Source organism: Bacillus sp. CR71 (assembly GCF_003429245.1).
Classification (GTDB): domain Bacteria; phylum Bacillota; class Bacilli; order Bacillales; family Bacillaceae_G; genus Bacillus_A; species Bacillus_A thuringiensis_S.
In genome coordinates this window covers 3,640,402-3,662,989 of record NZ_CP031748.1, presented here as the reverse complement: position 1 = coordinate 3,662,989, position 22,588 = coordinate 3,640,402, and the positions used below count along the sequence as shown (strand labels likewise).

The following is a 22,588-nucleotide window of genomic DNA, read 5'->3' as shown; positions in this document are numbered from 1 at the left end:
AGGAAGGAGCGAGCATAATGTTTTTAGCTCTGCGTGAATTGAAACAATCAAAATTAAGATACGGATTAATTGGACTTATCATGGTTTTATTATCATTTTTAGTTCTTGTTATTTCAGGATTAGCAAATGGATTATCATATGATAATGCTTCATCGATTCAAAATATGGAGGCAAATAAGTTCGTTTTAGCAGATGATGCGGAAAATAAATTACTTCGTTCACAAATTAAGAAAGACGATGTAGATAACGTAGTAAATCAAGTGGACGAGAAAGAGGCAGTTCCATTTCGGGTGAAAGTTTCAACGTATGAAAAGAAAGATAGTTCGAAAAAGGTTGATATCGCTATTTTTTCAATTGAACGTGATTCATTTTTAGAACCGAACATTGTAAAAGGTGAGAAATTAGGTACAGCAAATAATGAAATGGTTGCTGATGAATCAATTAAAGAAAAAGGAATCGATATTGGGGATACAATTATCGATCCTGTTTCAAAGAAAGAATTTACAATCGTTGGATTTACGAAAGATCAAATGTTTAGCCATACACCAGTCGTTTATGTAAATGAAGACGTATGGGGCGCTATTTCACAACCAAACCAAAAAGATTATAGTGCAATCGCACTTAATACAGATAAAGAAGTAAAAAATGCACACGTAATTGACAAAAAAGAAGTGCTGCAAAGTATTCCAGGGTTTAAAGAAGAGCAAGGAACATTAACAATGATCATTGCATTCTTACTTGTTATCGCTGCATTACTAATTGGTGTATTCTTCTACGTCATTACACTGCAAAAAACACAGCAATTAGGTGTATTAAAAGCAATCGGTACAAAGAACTCGTATTTAGCAAATAGCTTAGTCGTGCAGGCGTTATTCTTATCAGTCGTTGCGATGGTAATCAGTATCGTTCTTGTACAAGGGTTAGAACAAATTTTACCAGCAGGTATGCCGTTCTTATTAACAACACCGATGATTGCACAATATGCAGCAATCTTTATCGTAATTAGTATTTTAGGAACACTTATTTCGTTATACCAAGTATTAAAAGTTGATGCGCTAGAGGCAATTGGAGGCGGGATGTAATGACTTCATTATTAAAATTAGACAAAGTAAGTAAAGTGTACGGAGAAGGGAATACGGAAGTAACAGCCCTTCATCCGATATCGCTTGATGTGAAAGCCGGAGAATTTATCGGAATCGTCGGTCCTTCTGGATCAGGGAAAAGTACGTTATTATCAATCGCGGGTGCATTATTATCACCATCAAAAGGGGATATTTACATTCGTGAGCAAAATATTACACAGTTATCAGAAAAGGAAATGACAGACATTCGTTTGAAAAAAATCGGCTTCATTTTCCAGTTTGCAAATCTTGTTCCATATTTAAATGTGAAAGAACAATTGCTTTACATTGCAAAGCTGAAAAAAGAAAGTAAACAAGAATCGGAAAAGCGTGCAGATCATTTATTAGCGGCATTTGGATTAGGAGAAAGAAAGAATCATTATCCAAATCAACTATCTGGCGGGGAAAAACAAAGGGTAGCAATCGCTCGTGCTTTCATGAACAACCCAGATTTAATATTAGCGGATGAGCCAACGGCAAGCTTAGACTCAAAACGTGCACGTGAAGTTGTAGAAATGATGAAACGTGAAGTGAAAGAGAGCCAAAAAGCAGCAATTATGATTACACATGATGAAAGAATGCTTGATGTATGTGATCGTATATTGATGCTTCGAGATGGACAGTTAATATAAAAAAAGGAAACCCGTACATGTATGTGCGGGTTTCCTTTTTTTTAATGGATTTATTTAGAGAATAACGTTTTAATTTTATTACGAGTAAGTAATAAAACACCGCCTAATACAGATAGCATTCCTAGAGCCATATTGTTTGATTGCTCGCTACCAGCGTTAGGAAGTTCTTTAGCGTTATTGTTTTTAGTACCATTAGTTTGTTTAGCCTGTGATACTTCATTAATCTTATTATCAACATTTTGCTTCGTTGTATGTATCTCAGCTAATTTGTCATCAATTTTTTTCTCAGTGTGTTTAAAGTCGTTGATTTTAATATCTAAGTCTTGTTTTTTCTTTGATAAATCGTCTGAAACAGTTTGTTTTGATTGTTTAATTTCGTTAATTTTATTGATTAAATCTTGTCTAGCTTCTTGTAATGCAGCTAGTTTGTTTTTCACATCTTGTTTAGCTAGTTCTAAGTTAGCGGAAAGACTGTCTAAATTGCCTTTAATTTTCTTAAGTTCCTCTAACGTGTTACCAGTATTCGGCTTGTTTTCTTTTAACTCAGCAAGTTTGTCCTCAGCAGTTTGTTTCGCTTTCTTTAACTCAGCTAATTTTTCATCTACTTGTTTTTTTACTTCCTTAAGTTCATTAACCTTTTGATCGATGTTCTCTTTATGTTGCTTCATTTCATTCACTTTTTCATCGACAGTTTGTTTATGTTCTTTAATCTCATTCACTTTGTTATCGATATTTTGCTTATGCTCTTTTACTTCAGCAACTTTATCTTCTACTTGTTTTTTATGCTCTTTAATTTCAGCGATTTTATCTTCGGCGATTTGTTTGTCTTGCTGAAGTTTTGCATCTAACTCTTGTTTATGTTGTTTAATCTCGTTAATTTTTTCATCAGCAACTTGTTTACGTTCATGTAGTTCATTCACCTTCGTATCAACATTTTCCTTAACCTTGTTAAGTTCATTCAATGTTTGATCCACGTTTTCTTTGTGTTGCTGCAATTTCGCATCTAACTCTTGTTTATGTTGCTTAATTTCAGCTAATCGATCTCCCGTACTTTGCTGAGGAGTAGCATCATTTACTTCCGCATGAGCAGGGTTCGCGCCAGCAATCATTGCTAAAGCTAGTGTAGACGCAGCGATTGTTTGTTTTGTTTTCATATTTTTGTACCTCTTTTCTTTCATATGCATGAACTGTTTTGTGTAAAAATGAGCATATAGAAGTAGATTATCTTATTATTATATACTATGTTAGGCGCTTAGAGGAAGGATTTGCATAATAATCTATGATTATGTAATTTTTATAATCTCTTATTTGGGGGTAGGGGATAAACCTTTAGCTAGATGAACAATTTCTTCTATAGTAAAGCTTACATCTTTATTATTGCGAATAACAAACAAATAATCAGCCTCGTTTTCTACAGGATCTACCACATCATCGTGAAGTGATTCAGTTTGTTGTCGATCAAGTACTTCTTTGAAACTAGAATATCCACCTCTAAAAATATTCGTACTTCGCGTGCTTCGAGCCACTCTTTCGTAAAGTACATCATCTGGAATGTCAAAATGAACTAATATGCGTACATATTCATTCTGTGGAAATAATTCGTTTAGTAAATAGAATCTTCCGCTTTTACTGCGATTGGAATTACAAATAATAAGGTGTAAATTTGTATGTTCTTTCGCATAATCAACAATGAATTTTGAAAGACCGTGCTTTAGTATATTTGAACCTTCTGTCGGCTGTAATTTTTCATAATGTGTGTTAATAAATTCAGCTTGGTTGTCCTGGTCCATAATAAAAGAATTAGGTAACTCTTTTTCTAGCTCTTTTGCAAATGTAGTTTTTCCACTGTGTGTTTTTCCAACTGTAATGATGACTAATCTTTTCATGACGCCCTCCATTTGTATTGTTATGAACTGGAATATTCGGTGTAGATCGAAATCTTCCTGCTAGAGATTACACAAATTATTGGAGCGTTAGTAGGCTGAAAACTTGACAAAAAAACTTATTTATTCTATAATTTACCAATATAAAAATAAGGTGTATAATAGGGTTCTCCTGGCCAGGGGAACCCTATTTTTGTTGTGAAAATGAAGGAGAGTGTATGTGTGTGAAACAAGGTGAAGCAAGTGTAACGTCGTTAGTATCAGCTTTCGGAAGGGCGTATCATAGTGAATTTGATAATCCTAAAATCTTTGATGATTATGTAGCTAAAGATTTCATTTCACAAAAAGAACGTAACAATATTGAAACGAACATGGTTCAAGGGATTCACTTTTTCAATAAAGAAATTGCAGAGCAGTTTCAAGACAATCCAAAAGAAATATTAAAATGGATTACGCAAGTTCAGTTATCACCAACACCTTTAGCACGTGCCGCATATTGTGAAAGAGTATTACTACATGAAATTACATTAGGAGCGAAACAATACGTCATACTCGGTGCAGGCTTAGATACGTTCAGTTTTAGACACCGAGAATTAGAAAATAAAATAGAAATATTTGAAGTGGATCATCCTTCTACGCAGGCGTTTAAGAAGGAAAGAATAAAAGAAGTAGAACTTGAAGTTCCAAATAACCTTCATTTTGTTTCGATGGATTTCACGAAAGGATTTTCCTATGAACAGTTACGCAATGAAGGATTTGAAAATAAAAAGACGTTCTTTAGTCTATTAGGTGTAACATACTATTTAACGAAAGAGGAACTTGCTAGTTTAATAGAGTGCTTGTTTGAGATAGTTCCAGTAGGGAGTTCTATCGTTTTCGATTATCCCGATGAAAACTTATTTAAGAAAAAAGGACTGTCCAATCGAGTTGAAAATATGGTGAAAATGGCTGCGGTAGGCGGAGAACCGATGAAATCATGTTATTCTTATGCTGAAATGGAAGAACTGTTAGAGAAGGCGGGCTTACTCATTTATGAGCATTTATCACCAGAGGATATTGATGTATTATATTTTGAAGGACGAAACGATTATTTAGAAGCTTTTGAGACAGTACATTATGTACATGCGGTAAAAAGGTAGGAAATTAGTAGGCATGGGGAGGAATCTCTGTGCTTTTTTGTGGAAAACAAGAGGATAGGTTTATTGGGAAAGATAATGATAAATATATTGCTATATAAGTTATTATATCTAAATGAACATCAGGAAGAGTTTCGGGTATATTTGTCGGAAAACATAGAATATTCAACAAAAATCCATGATTATATTATATAATGATTTTAATAAACCATATTTTAGAAATTACCCCCGATTGTGTAGAAGGTATATTTTGTTTTGATAAGCTAAAATGTTTAGCTAAAAGAACTTGTAGTGGGGCTTGCTACAAGTTTTTTATTTGTAAAATTTTTATTGGCTAAAATATGGAAAAAAGGAGGATGCAAGTTTGATAAGAAATTTAAAGAAAGCAGCACTTAATTCGTTAGATGGGAAATGGGGAGTAAGTATAGGGATATCGGCGTTATACTATTTTGTACCAACTTTAAGTGCATCAGCAATCGCTAGTTTTATATATTTAATATTTGGCTTGTTTATTGGGATAATTGGTTTGGATGTTTTCTTTATTTATTCAATGGGTGGGCAACTACAAGTAGATCTAACAGCACTAGTTTTACTTATTCTAAGTTATTTTTTTATAGGACTGATTTGTTTCTTAATTTACAGTGTCATACAAGGTATCTTTAATTATGGGTATTCTGTTTTCACCTTACGCTTAGGTAAAAATGAAGATGCTAAGGTGGACGATGTATTTGTGGGGTTTAGGAAAAATAATTTGTGTAAATCAATGAAATTAGGAGTGTTGCAGGCTGTTTTTCTATTTTTATGGAGTCTGTTATTAATTGTTCCAGGTATTATTAAATATTTTTCTTATTCAATGGCATATTATATTTTAATAGAGAATCCGGATTATACAGCAAGTGAAGCATTAAGGGAGAGTAAAAGAATAATGAAAGGACATAAGTTCAAGTTATTTGTTCTTTGGTTATCTTTTATTGGTTGGTTTTTATTAACTGCATTTATAGGCATGTTTACATTTAATCTGTCATTCATATTCATTTCCCCTTATTACAACACAACTGTCTCGCATTTTTACTTAGACTTAATTAAGAAACAAGATGCTAGAGAAGCGAAGGTAAGTATATAAAGAATATAATTAGTAAGAAAATATGTATAATGTATATTTTCTCGATTGTGGACATGCAATTAAGCATATCCCTTTTTAATGTGATATTGAAAGAAATAAAGAAGCTGCAATTGGATATGTTTTACTTATAATAATTTGGACAAGGATGTTATAACATTGGAGGAATTTAAAATGAGGAAGAGTAAAATGTTTCAGGATTTTAATTTTAAGTTAGTGGTAATTGAAGCTTTATTAGATAAAGAGCCACTATTTCTAAAAGAATTGAAAGACTTAATAGAAAAGCATACGAATTATTTTGAATGGTATTCAGGAGCTGGGCCAATTGTTGAAATCAAAGCTTTTTTAGAAGCGTTAACTTTGGAAATAAGTGATTTGGAAAAGATTGAGTCCCTTTGCTTTGATGGTGGGAATGAAATTTATCATATTTTAAAGCCTGATTGGGACGGTGAAGACAGTTTATTTGATGTTATATCTGTTGAAGGATTTCAAAATCTAAAAAATTTAAAAACAGTGGAATATATTTCAATGTGTTACCCGAAAGTATTAGAACCATTAAAACAGGCTGGAATAGAAGTTGAGGATTAATGAAGAGAATTTAAAATGGTAAAGTACTTTATTGAAATTGTGTAAAGGAAATTAAAACACAACATATTAAACGAAGTGATTTATCGTATAAATTTACATTCAGTTAATATTAGTAGGTTAATAGAAAAATTAGTGTTAATTGTTAAATGGGGCGTGTAAAAAAGACAAAATCTCTTAAAAAACACTTAAATTTTTACTCCATTAATCTTTACAATCGCCCCCTATAATGTGAATTGGACAAGCACCTAAGAGAAAGCAGAACATGTCAGTTTGTACATTCTATTATTAGGGGGAGAATTTGTATGAAAAAGACAGTTGCTTCGTTAGCAGTTATGGCGGCATTATTACCGACGTTTTCAGCACATGCGGAAGGGAAAGAGCAAGTCCGGAAATCAGCTACAACTTTTAACGTTATTAGTGATATTCAAGGGGATTTAGGGGATTTTGATCATGTGCTAAAAGATATGAACAAAGTGACGCCACTTTCTAGAGCGCTTATTATGAATGGGGATATAACGCCAACTGGACAACAGTCACAATATGATGATGTAAAGCGTGTGTTAAATAAAAATAAGCATCCAGAAAATGTATGGTCTACTGTTGGGAATCATGAGTTTTATGCTGGGAAATGGACAGCAGATGGGAAACTCTCTCAAAGTACATGGCCAAATGGTGTAACTGAGGAAACTTTATTTAACCGCTATCTGAAATTTAGTGGACAAGAAAAGGTATATCATAAAAAAGAATTAGATGGGTATCCGCTTCTATTTTTAGGAACTGAAAAATATATGAAATACCACGATTCAAAAATGTGGGACGAAGTATATATGAGTGATGAGCAATTAGGTTGGTTAAAACAAAATTTAGAAGAGTATAGTCAAAAAGATAAAAATAAGCCAATCTTTATTTTCTCTCATCACGTTTTACCTGATACGGTATCTGGATCAAGACAATCGCCGTATTTACAAGATTATTTAAACGTGGATAAATTGTACGATATATTAAAAGACTATCCGCAAGTTGTTTTCTTCACGAGTCATACGCATTGGGATTTAAACTTACCTGACTGGGCTGGTAAAAAGAAAATTAAAGGCGGAGATGAAAAAGGTTTCACTGTTGTAAATACGGGCGGGATTGAAACAGGCTGGATGTCAGCGGGACCAAATGGAGGAGAGAAAACTGCTCCAGATGGCTATTCATTTAAACAAGGGTTACAAGTGAAAGCATATGGTAACGATGTAATTGTGACAGCTTACGATTACAAACGTGATAAGGATATAAAGAAGTTATTAATTAGTGATTCAAAAATTGCGCAGATGGCACCAAATGTAGCGGCAGATGATAGTAAAAATATAATTGTCGGTGCAACTGAATATATGGAGTATTCTATAGAAGGAACGAATGAGTGGCATACGTATAGTAAAGCAAACCCTCCGAAATTTGATGGGGATAAAGTGGTATATGTACGCCATAAAGGTGAAATGAATTTAGAGCCGGGATTAACACAGTTACTTCGTTTTTCGATAAATAAGTGATTGGAGGGAGTCTGCATTTGAATGTGTGGGCTCTTTTTGTTGATGAGAAATGGCTGCCTGTCTGTCGTTTTTTGTCGATAGATTGATATATTGCAAGTTACGATAGATATATTTGAAAAATCGTTGATATATTGTAAGGAATGAACGATATATTTAAAAAATCGTTGATATAAATTTCATGTACCGTAATTAAGTTAAAATCATTAATACGGTTTTACTTATCAAAACGAAATTCTAATACATTTTTAACCCAGAAAGATGACTTCACCATTTTTACGTGTAATAATAGTAACGTTACATATATTGTGAAAGAAGTACAAAAGGAGCGTTACAATGAATTTAGCTAAATTCCCGAGAAAAAAATATACAGAATCATATACACCAATTGAAAAGTTAAACAACTTTTCTGAAGCACTTGGTGGGCCGACTATTTATTTTAAACGAGATGATTTACTTGGTTTAACAGCTGGTGGTAATAAGACGAGAAAGTTAGAGTTTCTAGTTGCGGATGCAGAGGCAAAAGGTGCAGATACGTTAATTACAGCTGGTGGTATTCAGTCAAACCATTGCCGTCTAACACTGGCAGCTGCGGTAAAAGAAAAAATGAAATGTATCCTTGTATTAGAAGAAGGGCTTGAACCAGAAGAGAAGCCAGACTTTAACGGAAACTATTTCTTATATCACTTATTAGGTGCTGAAAATGTCATTGTTGTACCAAACGGGGCAGATCTTATGGAAGAGATGCATAAAGTAGCGAAAGAAGTTAGTGAAAAAGGTAATACACCATATGTCATACCAGTTGGTGGATCAAATCCTACTGGTGCAATGGGATACGTTGCTTGTGCGCAAGAAATTATGGCACAATCATTTGACCAAGGAATTGATTTCAGTACAGTCGTTTGCGTAAGCGGTAGCGCTGGTATGCACGCTGGTTTAATTACTGGTTTTGCTGGAACACAAAGCCACATTCCTGTAATTGGAATCAACGTAAGTAGAGGAAAAGCTGAGCAAGAAGAGAAAGTAGCAAAACTTGTAGATGAAACTTCAGCACACGTTGGTATTCCAAACTTTATCCCGCGTGACGCTGTTACGTGCTTTGATCAATATGTAGGGCCAGGATATGCGTTACCAACGCCGGAAATGGTAGAGGCAGTTCAGTTACTTGCGAAAACAGAAGGTATTTTACTTGATCCAGTGTATACAGGTAAAGCGGTAGCGGGATTAATCGACTTAATTAAAAAAGGTACATTTAATAAAGAAGACAACATTTTATTCGTACATTCAGGTGGTTCACCAGCTTTATATGCGAATACGTCTTTATTTGCGTAAGTGTAAAAGCATTGGGTATCCAATGCTTTTTTGTTATATACTGGAATTATTGAGAGGTAGGAGGATGATATGAATTCAAATTTAAAATGGATTATATACAGTACTCGGCATTTCTATTCTATTAATCTTATTTGCGGCTTATGGGGTGTATTCTTATTTTGCATTTTAAAAGCGTAATGGAAGTGAACCATAATGTAATGTATGTTATAGTTTGATATGTTAATTACTTACAATAATTTCTACAAGGAGAATACATAATGAGAGCAAAGAAACTAGTAACGTTAGCAGTTCCATTTATGCTGTTAGTCGGATGCGAGGCAGGAGATAAAGATTCTACTCATAAGACTGAGCAAACTAGTAAAGCAATAACGAAAACAGTACTTTCCGAACAACAGTATCCGTACTACATATGTGAGCAAGTGGTAGAGTTCCAATTTAAGAAGGATGAACTATTACTAAACTTAGGAGAATCCTTAAAGGACAAAGAAAAAGCAAAAGCTGTTTTAAAAACATCAAACGAGATAGATAAAATTTTAGACAATATGGAACACATAAAAGTACCTGATACATACAAAGACATTCACAAATCCATACAAGAAGGGGTAACAGAGGCAAGAAAAGCAACGAAGTTAATTAAGGATGCTGGTAAAGAAGATAAACAGAAGGTTCAAGAAGCTACAATGAAAGGTACTGAATTTTTATCAGGTGTAGACGGAGAGCATTGGAAAAAAGCAATTTATGAGTTATCGCAGGAAAACAAAGATGCTTATAGTAAGGCACTTGATAAGAAAGTAAAGGAGCACTCAAAGTAAAACAGTAACTTGTAACAATACATATCCACCTAAAATTTCCGCGAATGCTATGCTAGGAAGTTAGGTGGGAGATTACTGTCCTTAAATGTGGTTGATTAAAGCTACAGCCACATTCTCCTGTTCTAATTAACTAAAAGAAGAACTTCCCCATCCCGATTAGACTACTAATCATTCCTATTCCACTCATGGTGCCTTTTCCTGCTGTAAATAAGTTTCCAAGCATTCCTAGCTGACCGTTACCTCCGTTATTTCCCCATCCCATTGGGGCCCACGGACTACCCCATCCTGGAGGGTTTCCAAAAACACCCGAGTTATTGGTATTGATATGAAAAGGCTTAGCTGGCGGCGATAATAAAGCGGCAAGATGACCTTGTGCGAACATCCCTGTATGATTGAATGGTTGGGCCCAGGGGAAGGGAGGTTTTTGAAAATTAAAACCTGCATGACCTGGTAATGGAGGCCAATTAGTAGGGTGACCTTGTGGCATTATCCCTGCATAATTGATTGGTTCCCCCCAAGAGAAGGGAGGGGGGTGGGGAGTGAATCCCGTATAATTGGCTGATGAATCCCAACTAACTGGATAGACTCGGTAACTCCAATTCTCAGGAATCTTCAAATCATTCATTACCTCAGATTTAGTTATTTCGGGCTGTGAATATAATGAAATTTGGTTAGTATATTGTTCCCCGTTTCCCTTTGAATTCAAATACCAATATTGGTGCATACGCTTATTCTCCTCACTTTAAAAATGTAATGTTAGACTTAGCCTATGTAATATTCCTTTTTATGGATGGTTACATAACTAGATCTACAAGCCTGTATTTAAAGGAATGGGTGTGTGGCCTTGTTGATTTAAAGTTTCACTTTATTTTAGAAGGGTATTTTCAGTCGCTTCTTTTATATATTTCAGCCTAATTTAAATTCCGTTAACAAACGTTTTTATAAAGGTTTAATCAAAAAAAGATTTTAAAATGTTATGTTGGGCAAGTGGAATTGCTAAAAAGAGAATATCCATTCGAAGAGTTTGGCAAAATACTGCAAGGGTAATGTTTTCTTGTGCAAATATGTAAACGATTTAAACGAATCAATGAAATTTATAATGAAGGGGCAATTAAATATATGAGTGAAACATTACATAAAAGAAAACCACCATATTTAATGCTTGTAATCCTTTTTATTGGGGCATTTGTTTCATTTCTAAATAACTCGCTTTTAAATGTAGCCTTGCCATCAATAATGAAAGATTTAGACATTCAAGATTATTCAACGATCCAGTGGCTTTCTACAGGGTATATGCTTGTAAGTGGTATATTAATTCCGGCATCAGCATTTTTAATAACGCGTTTCTCGAATAGAAGCCTATTCATTACATCTATGGTGATTTTTATTCTTGGTACTGCCTTAGCAGCTGTAGCGCCGAATTTTGGTTTATTACTTACTGGTCGGATGGTTCAAGCGGCAGGCTCTTCAGTTATGGGGCCTTTGTTAATGAATATTATGCTAGTAAGCTTTCCAAGAGAAAAAAGGGGAACAGCAATGGGGATTTTTGGACTAGTTATGATTACAGCTCCAGCAATTGGACCGACACTATCAGGTTATATTGTAGAGTATTATGACTGGCGTTTGCTTTTTGAAATGATTTTACCGTTAGCAATCATTAGCTTACTGTTAGGGATTTGGAAATCTGAGAATGTCATGAAACAAAACAAAAATGCAAAACTTGATTATCTCTCATTACTATTATCTTCTGTCGGTTTTGGCGGTTTGTTATATGGATTCAGTTCTGCAAGCTCCGATGGTTGGACAAATAAAGTTGTCTTAACAACCTTAATCATAGGCGCTATTGCCCTAATTGCTTTTATTATCCGCCAATTAAAAATGGATGAGCCGTTATTGGATTTACGTGTTTACAAGTACCCAATGTTTGCACTTGCGTCTGTAATTGCAATTGTCAACGCAGTGGCCATGTTTTCGGGGATGATTTTAACACCAGCTTATGTACAAAACGTCCGCGGTATTTCACCGCTGAGCTCTGGGCTGATGATGCTTCCAGGTGCGGTAATAATGGGGGTTATGTCACCAATTACAGGTAAACTATTTGATAAATATGGCCCTCGGATTCTTGGTATAGTAGGACTTTCCATTACAGCCGTTTCAACTTATATGCTGGCAAATCTGCAACTCGATTCTAGTCACACACATATTATTCTTATTTACACATTGCGGATGTTTGGGATGGCGATGGTGATGATGCCACTTATGACAAATGGCCTCAATCAATTGCCAACGCGCTTAAATCCGCACGGTACAGCTGTTAATAATACAGCTCAACAAGTGTCCGGTTCGATTGGTACTGCTATTCTTGTTACGATTATGAATTCTGTAACAAAAACAAAAGCTGAAAGTCTAATGGCTGATGTAGATCCAACAACCTTCACAGAGGCTACGAAGGCAATGTTAACTCAGAAGGCTTTATTATCCGGAATTCAATATTCATTCTATGTAGCGCTTGGCATGAATGTTGTTGCACTACTATTAGTTTTTTTCGTTAAACGTGTAGATACAAGTGCGGAAGCTGTCGAGAAGTTAAATCGGTAGAGAAGAATAAAACGCTAGATAATGATTCCTACAAGTTTTTTTGCTGCTAAGGCGCCGATATTTAAAGCTGGAAAAGAGCTGAAAGAAGCAGTGAAATAATTATATATAGTGAAAGAGGACCTGACGTTCATATCAGGTCCTCTTTCATTAGTAACACGGTATACTTGCTTATCGTATTGGTTTAACTAAACTACTGATTTTTCGAATACTACAATCTTAAGCTCGTCAACTTCTCTATTTTGGGGTGTTTTAGAAGAAAATAAATCAAAATGATCGTTTTATAAACAAATGCAAGAGATGAGATCCGTTTGCAAATTCTCATAAACATTATAATTTTAGCTTATCTTTTAACGCCAATATTAAAAGGATCCAATTATATTTATTCGCTTCATTTTAATTTAGTATTTTTCTACAATTTATAAATCTAATTGCCAAGCTTATACTCAATATCATAATCATGAATAGTTAGGGAAAAGATAAAATAAGGTAATCAATTACATATCTGTATCCCAGGCAATTAGTTGCTATTTCCTCTTTATTAAATGGGATATGCTATTTCATGCTTTTTTGAAAGGGTGTTTTAAATGGAAAAAAAAGTATCTGCCATTCCCCAGCCGAAAACATATGGACCGCTGGGTAATCTCCCATTAATCGATAAAGATAAACCGACTCTATCGTTTATTAAGCTGGCGGAAGAGTATGGTCCCATTTTTCGAATTCAAACTTTAAGTGATGCCATAATTGTCGTTTCTGGACATGAACTGGTAGCAGAAGTTTGTGACGAAACGCGGTTCGATAAAAGCATAGAGGGTGCTTTGGCAAAGGTTCGTGCCTTTGCTGGAGACGGATTATTTACTAGCGAGACTCACGAGCCTAACTGGAAAAAAGCTCATAATATTTTGATGCCTACATTTAGCCAACGGGCAATGAAAGATTACCATGCCATGATGGTCGATCTTGCTGTACAACTCGTTCAAAAATGGGCACGGCTTAATCCGAATGAAGACGTAGATGTTCCGGAGGATATGACTCGCCTTACGTTAGATACAATTGGTCTATGTGGTTTTAATTACCGATTTAATAGCTTTTATCGTGAGACCCCTCATCCTTTTATCACTAGCATGAGCCGTGCTCTAGATGAGGCAATGCACCAATTGCAGCGGCTGGATATAGAAGACAAACTCATGTGGAGAACGAAACGTCAATTTCAGCATGATATCCAATCTATGTTTTCTTTAGTAGATAATATTATTGCTGAACGTAAAAGTAGTGGAGATCAGGAAGAAAATGATTTACTTTCCCGTATGTTAAATGTACAGGATCCGGAAACTGGTGAAAAATTAGATGATGAAAACATTCGTTTCCAAATTATCACTTTTTTAATAGCTGGGCATGAGACAACAAGTGGATTGTTATCTTTTGCAATTTACTTTTTATTAAAGAATCCGGATAAGTTAAAAAAAGCCTATGAAGAAGTAGACCGTATTTTGACAGATCCTACTCCAACATACCAACAAGTTATGAAACTGAAGTATATACGGATGATTTTAAATGAATCGCTACGTCTATGGCCTACCGCTCCAGCATTCAGTCTCTATGCAAAAGAAGATACAGTGATTGGCGGGAAATACCCAATTAAGAAAGGAGAAGATCGTATTTCTGTTCTTATTCCACAGCTGCATAGGGATAAAGATGCATGGGGAGACAATGTGGAAGAATTCCAACCTGAACGATTTGAAGAGCTGGATAAGGTTCCTCATCATGCTTATAAGCCATTTGGAAATGGCCAGAGAGCATGTATCGGTATGCAATTTGCACTTCATGAAGCCACTCTTGTAATGGGAATGCTTCTTCAACATTTTGAATTAATCGATTATCAAAACTATCAGCTGGACGTAAAACAAACATTAACGCTAAAGCCCGGTGATTTTAAGATTAGGATTCTACCCCGAAAACAAACTATTAGTCATCCTACTGTTCTTGCACCTACAGAGGACAAGCTGAAAAACCATGAAATTAAGCAGCACGTTCAGAAGACACCTTCTATTATTGGGGCTGATAATCTTTCACTTCTTGTTCTGTACGGCTCGGATACAGGTGTAGCAGAAGGTATTGCAAGAGAATTAGCAGATACAGCTAGTTTAGAAGGGGTTCAAACGGAAGTGGTAGCTCTTAACGATCGAATTGGAAGTCTACCGAAAGAAGGAGCGGTTCTTATTGTAACTTCTTCTTATAATGGAAAACCGCCAAGTAATGCAGGACAGTTTGTGCAATGGTTGGAGGAACTAAAACCAGATGAGCTAAAAGGTGTTCAATACGCAGTTTTTGGTTGTGGAGATCATAATTGGACTAGTACCTATCAACGGATTCCAAGATACATTGATGAGCAGATGGCTCAAAAAGGAGCAACAAGGTTTTCTAAACGCGGAGAAGCAGATGCAAGTGGTGATTTTGAGGAACAGCTCGAGCAATGGAAACAAGGCATGTGGTCTGATGCGATGAAGGCATTTGGATTGGAATTTAACAAAAATATGGAGAAAGAGCGTAGTACTTTGAGTCTGCAATTTGTCAGTCGTCTTGGAGGATCTCCTCTTGCACGAACATATGAAGCAGTTTATGCAACTATACTAGAAAATCGTGAACTCCAATCATCCAGCAGCGATAGAAGTACACGACATATCGAGGTATCCTTGCCAGAAGGCGCTACATATCAAGAAGGAGACCACCTTGGAGTGCTGCCAATTAATAGCGAGAAGAATGTTAATCGAATTTTAAAACGCTTTGGATTAAACGGAAAGGATCAAGTCATACTGAGTGCAAGTGGACGAAGTATAAATCACATACCTTTAGACAGTCCTGTTAGTTTATTGGACCTTCTTAGTTATAGTGTCGAAGTTCAAGAAGCAGCCACTCGTGCACAAATACGAGAAATGGTAACATTCACAGCATGCCCTCCTCATAAAAAAGAATTGGAAGCATTATTAGAAGAAGGGGTCTATCATGAACAAATACTAAAGAAACGTATTTCAATGTTGGATCTTCTTGAAAAGTATGAGGCTTGTGAAATCCGATTTGAACGCTTTTTAGAACTGCTTCCTGCGCTCAAACCGCGTTACTATTCTATTTCAAGCTCTCCACTTGTTGCACAGAATCGTCTGAGCATTACGGTCGGTGTTGTTAATGCGCCTGCATGGAGTGGAGAAGGGACATATGAAGGAGTCGCTTCTAATTATTTAGCTCAGCGTCATAATAAAGATGAGATTATTTGTTTCATTCGAACGCCACAATCAAACTTTGAATTACCTAAAGATCCAGAAACACCAATTATTATGGTTGGGCCAGGTACTGGAGTTGCACCATTCCGTGGATTCTTGCAAGCGCGTCGTGTTCAAAAGCAAAAAGGTATTAATTTAGGACAAGCGCATCTATATTTTGGTTGTCGTCATCCTGAAAAAGATTATCTCTATCGTACAGAGCTAGAAAATGATGAAAGAGATGGATTAATCTCTTTACACACAGCTTTTTCTCGTCTAGAGGGACATCCCAAAACATATGTACAGCATTTAATAAAACAAGATAGTATCAATTTAATTTCGTTATTAGATAATGGAGCTCATCTTTATATATGTGGTGATGGCAGTAAAATGGCTCCGGATGTAGAAGATACCCTTTGTCAAGCATATCAAGAAATTCATGAAGTCAGTGAACAAGAAGCAAGGAATTGGTTGGATCGTGTGCAAGATGAAGGGCGATATGGAAAAGATGTTTGGGCTGGTATATGAATGTTTCTTAATTAGATACGTATTAACTAATGAACTTCTTTCGAATAAATTTCACTTTATTAGTATCGTGTATTTAGCTGAATAATGATTAACCGGACTATTTAGTATCTACTAAATAAAAAACAGGACCTGATATGCATCTATCAGGTCCTGTTTCACATAGACATTATACATGGATATTTTCCACACATTATCAATGTTTGTAATGTAGTTAGCCTTGTGGGTCAGCTATAAAATCAGATATTATTTTTTCAATATCGAAAGGAGTAATCCCTTTATCCAAAGAGAAAATAGTTTCTGCTTCTTCGATGTCTTGAACGAGTTCACCTCTAGCTTCAATATGTAATCGGAACAAGTCATATAAATTCGGTTTAACTAAATTAGTTAAAGCCTTTCCAACTAGTATCATACCTTTTTGATTCGCCTCGATGGTATTATCATAAGTTAGATCTCTTGTAAGAGATAAATCTGTCCAAATCAATTTTCGTTTCTTTAAGTCTAAGATAACTGGAATAGAGATTTGGGTGTCGGCAGTAATATCCACTTTATCTTGAACAGTAGAAGGTTCAAATATTTCACCTGAACCAGGATATTGACGAACCATCCAACCAGTAAAGCATTCTGGTAAATCTTTATATGGTTGGTCTGTGTAAGAAAGCAAAGTCATGACTACATAGCGTCCACCATATTTCAGCACAGACGGAATATCGAAATCAATGAATTCAGATGCCCCCTTTGGTGCAGAAGTAATGTCTCCGCTATGGTAGGCTTTGAAATTTTTTGAACGTAAGTTCGTGAAGGATACATGTTCTTTGTATTGCCAATCTTCGTCGTACATTGCAGCAGACAAATCAATGTCAACGCGTCCTGTATGTTGTCCATTCACATAGCCTTCTTTCCACCATAGGAAAAAACGAATCGTATCTCCTTCTGGCAAATCTACTTTACTTCCTCGAGATAATGTGCGAAGCGCTTTGCTGGCTGAACGTTGAGAGAAGGGAACTAAGTGATTTTTTAACTGTTCATCCAAAAATACTTTTCCGAGACTTGGAAGTTTTGCGAAGCGATTTTTTAAAGTATCTTCACACATTTTTACAATCATTAAACAAATATCCTCTGAGATAAATGGAAGTGTATTTTCAATACCTATAGCTTTTGCTACATTTCCCTTTGGAAAAAAGGTACGAAATTCATTTTTATCATTTCGATGCTTAAAATGAGCTGTGAGTTGAAGTAATACAGGAGTAGAAACGTCTCCTATTATACTTAGAAACTCTTCGAGAATATGGAAAACATCTGTTGACTTATCACTACATAAACGGATTAAATGATCCAAGCGTCTGGCAAATTCCCCAGGGCGAGTTTTTAAAAGATTTTTCGCTGTCATGATATCACGATTCAACAAAGCTGCTTCTATTTTTCCATTAAATGTTTCAACTTTAATGTTGTTGCGAAGAATCTCAAATGCTCGGTGGGTTTTTGGGAAACGAGTATGATATTCTGCTGGATGAAGAATTTCACCTAGACGAATCCAACGTTTTTTGTATCGAAGCATATCTTCGGTAATGTTTCCGCATTGCTCTAACAATCCTAAAAGGAAGCGTCTTTCTGCTCGGTTAAACTTCTTGAATCGAACGGAAGATGCTAAACTCACATCGCCTTCAGATAAAGCAACTGCAAGGCGAAGAACATCAGTTGCTGTTTTAAAATACTTTGCAGCAGCATCGGCTGATATTTTTCTGTTTATTAATAAAACTCCAATTATAAAAGACATATTTTCCTTATGAGGAATTACATTAGGTAGAAAACAGGAAACATCTTCAGTGTGTGTAATAGCCCATTCTACATCTGTCTTATCAGTTGAGGAAATAGAGCTGTTTGCACTAATCAATTGAGAAATCATTTGATTGAAATCTTCTTCACTTCCTAAGTTAATAACTTTCAAATCAACGCTATCTAAAAGAGGAAGTCGTTCTTCTACTTTTGATACAGGTAGGCGCAACGTCACATAATGAATAATAGCATTAATGTATAAATCAGCGTCACTTAAATCCATCATTTGTTGCGGAAAGTTTGGATACATAGGAGCAAACTGAATATGTGCACCAACCATTTCTTTTAAATGTTTTACCAACTCTTTGTAAAACGATGTGAATGTATCAACCGAAAGTGTTTGCAACTCTTCTATTAAAGGCTCGGAAAAAGTAAATCCTAAACTTTCCAAGTTTTTTAAAACAGTGGCTAAATAAATGTTCGGTAGTTTATTTTCTTCTCTTTTTATAATTACTTTCAAACTTCTTCTTATGTAAATAGAATTTTTCATGAGAACGCCAGCTATTCACTCCTTATAAAAGAGGGGAATAGTCTGACTGTCCTCCTTTCAGTGGTAGATTTTTATTTTTACATGCATAAACACACTAATTATAGAGAAATGCACTGAGGGTACATAGCTATTTTTTAGTGGAAAATTAGGGGTATAACATTTAGTTGTTAAGTGGTAATTTGTTAATTAAGAAAAGAAAACCTCTACATCAATGGTTGATAAACTAAAGTTTATTCAATCCCAAAGAAGAAAGAGGTTTTATAGTCTAATTATTTTCATAGGAAATTGACAACTCTAAAACAATTTGAAATTTCTGGAAAAGAAGGAAGAATTGTCATAGCCTATGTGTTTAGCAGGAAAGTAACATCCCTATTTGGTCAAAGAAGTTAGAAGGAAGGAACGTCATAGCCTGCTTTATTAGTATATTCTCTTGCGAAGAGCAATTCAAGTATACTGTCTGATTTTTTATATTTTTCTTAAAGGGGAATTTTCATGTTTATCCCGCATTAACGGGTAGCCCGATTGGTGAGTGGGATTAAAGTTTCACTTTATAAATAGGGAGACCATCACATGCCCTTTTTATAATACTATTACGGGAGGATTTTTATTTTTGATATATTATACCATTTATTTAATGGTATAATATGGTATTAGTTCTATGGAATGGAGTTGAATGAGTATTATAAATACAAAAGGTGAAATTAAAAAAAACAAAAAGAAAAGTATTACTAACTATAATTACTATGTTAGTAATTATAGTTGGGTTTGGATATTGGAAATTTTTTAGTTTGCAAGGTGTTCCAAAAGGGGAATTAATTCGAACAGTGAAATCTCCAGATGGAAAATATCTCATCAAGACTTATTTTCATAATGCAGGATCATTAAGTGCGGATGCTGTTAGGGGTGAATTAGTTAACCTTGATACAGATTCAGAGAAAAATATATATTGGAATTATCCAGATACCGATCCATATATTGAATGGGTAAATAAGAATATTGTTAGAATTGGAGATCAAACTTTAGATATTTCATAGAAAGAAACCTATGATTGGCGTGATGATGATAAGCACGTTAAAGAAATGCCTAAACAGTTTAGTAGATAAAGCAAGAAAATTTAAATTTATTTAATCTTATTCGTTTAACTATAGATAGGATTATATGAGTAAAAAAGTCCATTTAGATCTTCTAAATGGACTTTTTTAGGTTTCTAGATACGACTACTGATAAAAATGGAACAAACTTGTTACTTAAGTTGTCTATTAAGTATACGTATAAAACAGGTGTTCATGATAATTCGCTCATTTTATCCCGCTATTTACCCGTAAAAGCCCGATTGGTGAGGGCTTCTTGCATTTCACTTTATGAAAAGTGAGATGCAAGAAGAGTGATATCCGATAGACTTTTTCATTGTGTCGGTATGTATAACACCTAGAAAAACTATATATTCTTGAAAGAGGTTGAAAATGTATGATAGTCTTAAACAAGTTTTTTAACATTTTACATTACAAAAAGATGGTACCTGTAGTATTTCTTTCATGTGCAACGCTTATAGGCTGTTCCGATGGTAATACTCAATCTGAATCACTTAAACAAACGAAACAAACAAATCAAATCAAACAAGAAACTACTGGTAATGATTCTTTTGCTAAACTTGAAAAAGAATTTGATGCTAAACTTGGTATTTATGCATTGGACACTGATACGAATCAAACCGTTACGTATCAATCAGATAAACGGTTTGCATACGCATCTACCCACAAAGCTTTAGCTGTGGGAGTACTTTTACAAAAGAAATCAATAGAAGATCTAAATCAAAGAGTTTTGTATACTCGTGAAGATCTTGTTAATTACAATCCAATTACAGAAAAGTATGTTGATAGGGGGATGACTCTGAAAGAGCTTGCAGATGCTTCCCTTCGATATAGTGATAATACTGCACAAAATCTTATTCTTAAACAATTAGGTGGACCTAGCGAATTCAAAAAATCACTGAGAGAAATAGGAGATACCGTTACAAATCCTGAACGTTTTGAACCAGAGTTAAACGAAGTGCATCCAGGAGACGTACATGATACTAGTACCCCAAAGGCATTAGCTACTAGTCTTCAGGCTTTTGCGTTAGGAGATGTACTTTCAACTGAGAAACGGGATTTATTAATAGATTGGATGAAAAGGAATACTACCGGAGACAACTTAATTCGTGCTGGAGTTCCAGGAGGATGGGAAGTAGCTGATAAGACGGGCTCGGGATCTTATGGAACCAGAAATGATATCGCAATTATTTGGCCACCAAATAAAAAGCCAATTGTTCTTGCGATACTTTCTAATCATGATAAAGAGGATGCTAAATACGATGATAAGCTTATTGCAGAAGCAACCAAAATAGCGCTGGGTGTCTTAAAAGCTAAAAATAAATAATAATAGTATTAGTTATTGAAATTTTCCTGTTTTTCCGTCACAATACTGTGACGGTCTTTTTGTGTATTTTACAAAGAATCGTCTTAATTAAAGAAAAAAAGATAGAAACTATCTCTAGTAAGTTTATTAATTAAGTAACAACAAATATATGCTTTATTGTATACTTATTGCATTTAATGTGGAGGAATAATATGGAGTCAAAAATTCTTATTGTTGATGATGATAAAGAGATTAGAAATCTTATCTCTGTATATCTAGAAAATGAAGGCCTAAAAACTCAAAAGGCAGAAGATGCTATACAAGCTTTACAACTGTTAGAAGAAAAGGAATTTGATTTGGTTATTTTAGATATTATGATGCCGAATATGGATGGCATTGAAGCATGTATGAAAATTAGGGAAGATCGCAATATGCCTATCATTATGCTATCTGCAAAATCTGAGGATATAGACAAAATTCAGGGCCTAGCCTCTGGTGCAGATGATTATTTATCAAAACCGTTTAACCCATTAGAATTAATCGCTAGAGTGAAATCCCAATTAAGAAGATTTAAAAAATACAATACGTCCGTAGAACATAATAAAAGCATTCTAGAAATTGGTGACTTAACCGTAAATACAGATACACGTCAAGTATGGGTAAGAGGAAAAGAAACAAGGTTAACTCCAAAAGAGTTTGCTATTCTCGAACTACTTGCCCGCAATAAAGGGATTGTCCTGAGTGTAGCAAAAATATATGAAGCAGTTTGGAAAGAGGTTTTTTATAAATCAGACAATACCGTCATGGTGCATATTACAAAAATAAGAGACAAAATTGAAGAGGATTCTAAACATCCCATTTACATTAAAACTGTTTGGGGAATTGGGTATAAAATATGAAGAATGTTAGTTTCAGAAATAAGATCATTATAAAACTTCTTGGTGCTGTTGCAATTAGTTTTTTTATTTCATTTGGTTTAACAATCCTCATTTTGGCATACGTCATAGATCCATTATTTATAAAACACGAAGAATTTGGTATGTTTGAATTCAATGTCGCAATGTTGTTCTTATTCGCGTTCGCAATCTTTACCTTTATTATACTTTTTTTGATATTGGTTCGAAAGAAAATAGTATATTTGAAGCTTATTTCTGATAACGTGAATGATATTGCCAATGGAAAACTAGGTCTAACAATTGGGATTAAGGGGAAGGACGAATTGACCCAACTTGCTAAAAATATCAACTATATGTCTAAGGAATTGGAAAATACATTTGAACAAGAAAGACGATTAGAACGTACAAAAAATGAGCTCATAACTAACGTATCTCA

General features: G+C 34.8%; 17 protein-coding genes and 1 pseudogene. 14 read left to right on the top strand and 4 right to left on the bottom strand.

What is annotated here, in order from left to right:
* The first annotated feature begins 17 nt into the window (after positions 1-17).
* Together DOS87_RS18310 and DOS87_RS18305 are read left to right on the top strand one after the other, a co-directional pair.
* Complete coding sequence (locus DOS87_RS18310) at positions 18-1,082, top strand: ABC transporter permease (protein ID WP_208730104.1); 1,065 nt, start codon at positions 18-20, stop codon at positions 1,080-1,082.
* Positions 1,082-1,753, top strand: coding sequence for an ABC transporter ATP-binding protein (locus DOS87_RS18305; protein ID WP_000202594.1), 672 nt, complete (start codon positions 1,082-1,084; stop codon positions 1,751-1,753). The genes DOS87_RS18310 and DOS87_RS18305 overlap by 1 nt, the downstream gene beginning before the upstream one ends.
* A gap of 50 nt (positions 1,754-1,803) precedes the next feature.
* On the opposite strand, the gene DOS87_RS18300 is transcribed toward DOS87_RS18305, so the two are convergent.
* Positions 1,804-2,907 (bottom strand): LPXTG cell wall anchor domain-containing protein, encoded by a 1,104-nt coding sequence (locus tag DOS87_RS18300; protein ID WP_000850999.1) that lies wholly within the window; start codon positions 2,905-2,907, stop codon positions 1,804-1,806.
* 150 nt (positions 2,908-3,057) lie between these two features.
* Positions 3,058-3,639, bottom strand: coding sequence for an ATP-binding protein (locus DOS87_RS18295; RefSeq protein ID WP_000826975.1), 582 nt, complete (start codon positions 3,637-3,639; stop codon positions 3,058-3,060).
* 215 nt (positions 3,640-3,854) lie between these two features.
* Between DOS87_RS18295 and DOS87_RS18290 the strand changes: the two genes are divergently transcribed.
* From DOS87_RS18290 to DOS87_RS18265, 6 genes are all read left to right on the top strand, one after another.
* Positions 3,855-4,775 (top strand): class I SAM-dependent methyltransferase, encoded by a 921-nt coding sequence (locus DOS87_RS18290; RefSeq protein ID WP_000337839.1) that lies wholly within the window; start codon positions 3,855-3,857, stop codon positions 4,773-4,775.
* Positions 4,776-5,136: 361 nt separating this feature from the next.
* Positions 5,137-5,895 carry a DUF975 family protein gene (locus tag DOS87_RS18285; protein WP_000620770.1) on the top strand — a complete coding sequence of 253 codons (759 nt, stop codon included), beginning with the start codon at positions 5,137-5,139 and terminating at the stop codon, positions 5,893-5,895.
* A 171-nt stretch (positions 5,896-6,066) separates the two neighbouring features.
* Positions 6,067-6,480: a DUF6892 domain-containing protein gene (locus DOS87_RS18280; protein WP_001232168.1), complete on the top strand. Its 414-nt coding sequence runs from the start codon at positions 6,067-6,069 to the stop codon at positions 6,478-6,480.
* 302 nt (positions 6,481-6,782) lie between these two features.
* Positions 6,783-8,015, top strand: coding sequence for a DUF4073 domain-containing protein (locus DOS87_RS18275; protein WP_000754274.1), 1,233 nt, complete (start codon positions 6,783-6,785; stop codon positions 8,013-8,015).
* Positions 8,016-8,348: 333 nt separating this feature from the next.
* Entirely contained in the window at positions 8,349-9,344 is a 996-nt protein-coding gene (locus DOS87_RS18270; RefSeq protein ID WP_098577876.1) for a D-cysteate sulfo-lyase, read from the top strand.
* 257 nt (positions 9,345-9,601) lie between these two features.
* Positions 9,602-10,156, top strand: a complete 555-nt coding sequence (locus tag DOS87_RS18265; protein WP_001201794.1) for a hypothetical protein — start codon at positions 9,602-9,604, stop codon at positions 10,154-10,156.
* Positions 10,157-10,286: 130 nt separating this feature from the next.
* Here the strand turns inward: DOS87_RS18265 and DOS87_RS18260 are convergent, their stop codons facing one another.
* Positions 10,287-10,880 carry a hypothetical protein gene (locus DOS87_RS18260; RefSeq protein ID WP_208730103.1) on the bottom strand — a complete coding sequence of 198 codons (594 nt, stop codon included), beginning with the start codon at positions 10,878-10,880 and terminating at the stop codon, positions 10,287-10,289.
* Positions 10,881-11,275: 395 nt separating this feature from the next.
* Between DOS87_RS18260 and DOS87_RS18255 the strand changes: the two genes are divergently transcribed.
* Together DOS87_RS18255 and cypD are read left to right on the top strand one after the other, a co-directional pair.
* Entirely contained in the window at positions 11,276-12,754 is a 1,479-nt protein-coding gene (locus tag DOS87_RS18255; protein WP_000005102.1) for a DHA2 family efflux MFS transporter permease subunit, read from the top strand.
* 584 nt (positions 12,755-13,338) lie between these two features.
* Entirely contained in the window at positions 13,339-16,536 is a 3,198-nt protein-coding gene (gene cypD / locus DOS87_RS18250; protein ID WP_098577875.1) for a bifunctional P-450/NADPH--P450 reductase, read from the top strand.
* Between the two features lie 211 nt (positions 16,537-16,747).
* On the opposite strand, the gene DOS87_RS18245 is transcribed toward cypD, so the two are convergent.
* Entirely contained in the window at positions 16,748-18,859 is a 2,112-nt protein-coding gene (locus DOS87_RS18245) for a TerD family protein (RefSeq protein ID WP_142330488.1), read from the bottom strand.
* Positions 18,860-19,532: 673 nt separating this feature from the next.
* On the opposite strand from DOS87_RS18245, the pseudogene DOS87_RS18240 reads away from it, so the two are divergent.
* From DOS87_RS18240 to DOS87_RS18225, 4 genes and pseudogenes are all read left to right on the top strand, one after another.
* Positions 19,533-19,962: pseudogene (locus DOS87_RS18240) on the top strand (DUF5412 domain-containing protein).
* A 364-nt stretch (positions 19,963-20,326) separates the two neighbouring features.
* A complete protein-coding gene (gene bla, locus DOS87_RS18235; RefSeq protein WP_000636466.1) occupies positions 20,327-21,277 on the top strand; it encodes a class A beta-lactamase in 951 nt (316 codons plus the stop codon).
* A 191-nt stretch (positions 21,278-21,468) separates the two neighbouring features.
* Complete coding sequence (locus DOS87_RS18230) at positions 21,469-22,155, top strand: response regulator transcription factor (RefSeq protein ID WP_000444082.1); 687 nt, start codon at positions 21,469-21,471, stop codon at positions 22,153-22,155.
* The coding region (locus DOS87_RS18225) for a HAMP domain-containing protein (protein WP_208730102.1) at positions 22,152-22,588 on the top strand (437 nt) is incomplete at its 3' end. The genes DOS87_RS18230 and DOS87_RS18225, both read left to right, overlap by 4 nt.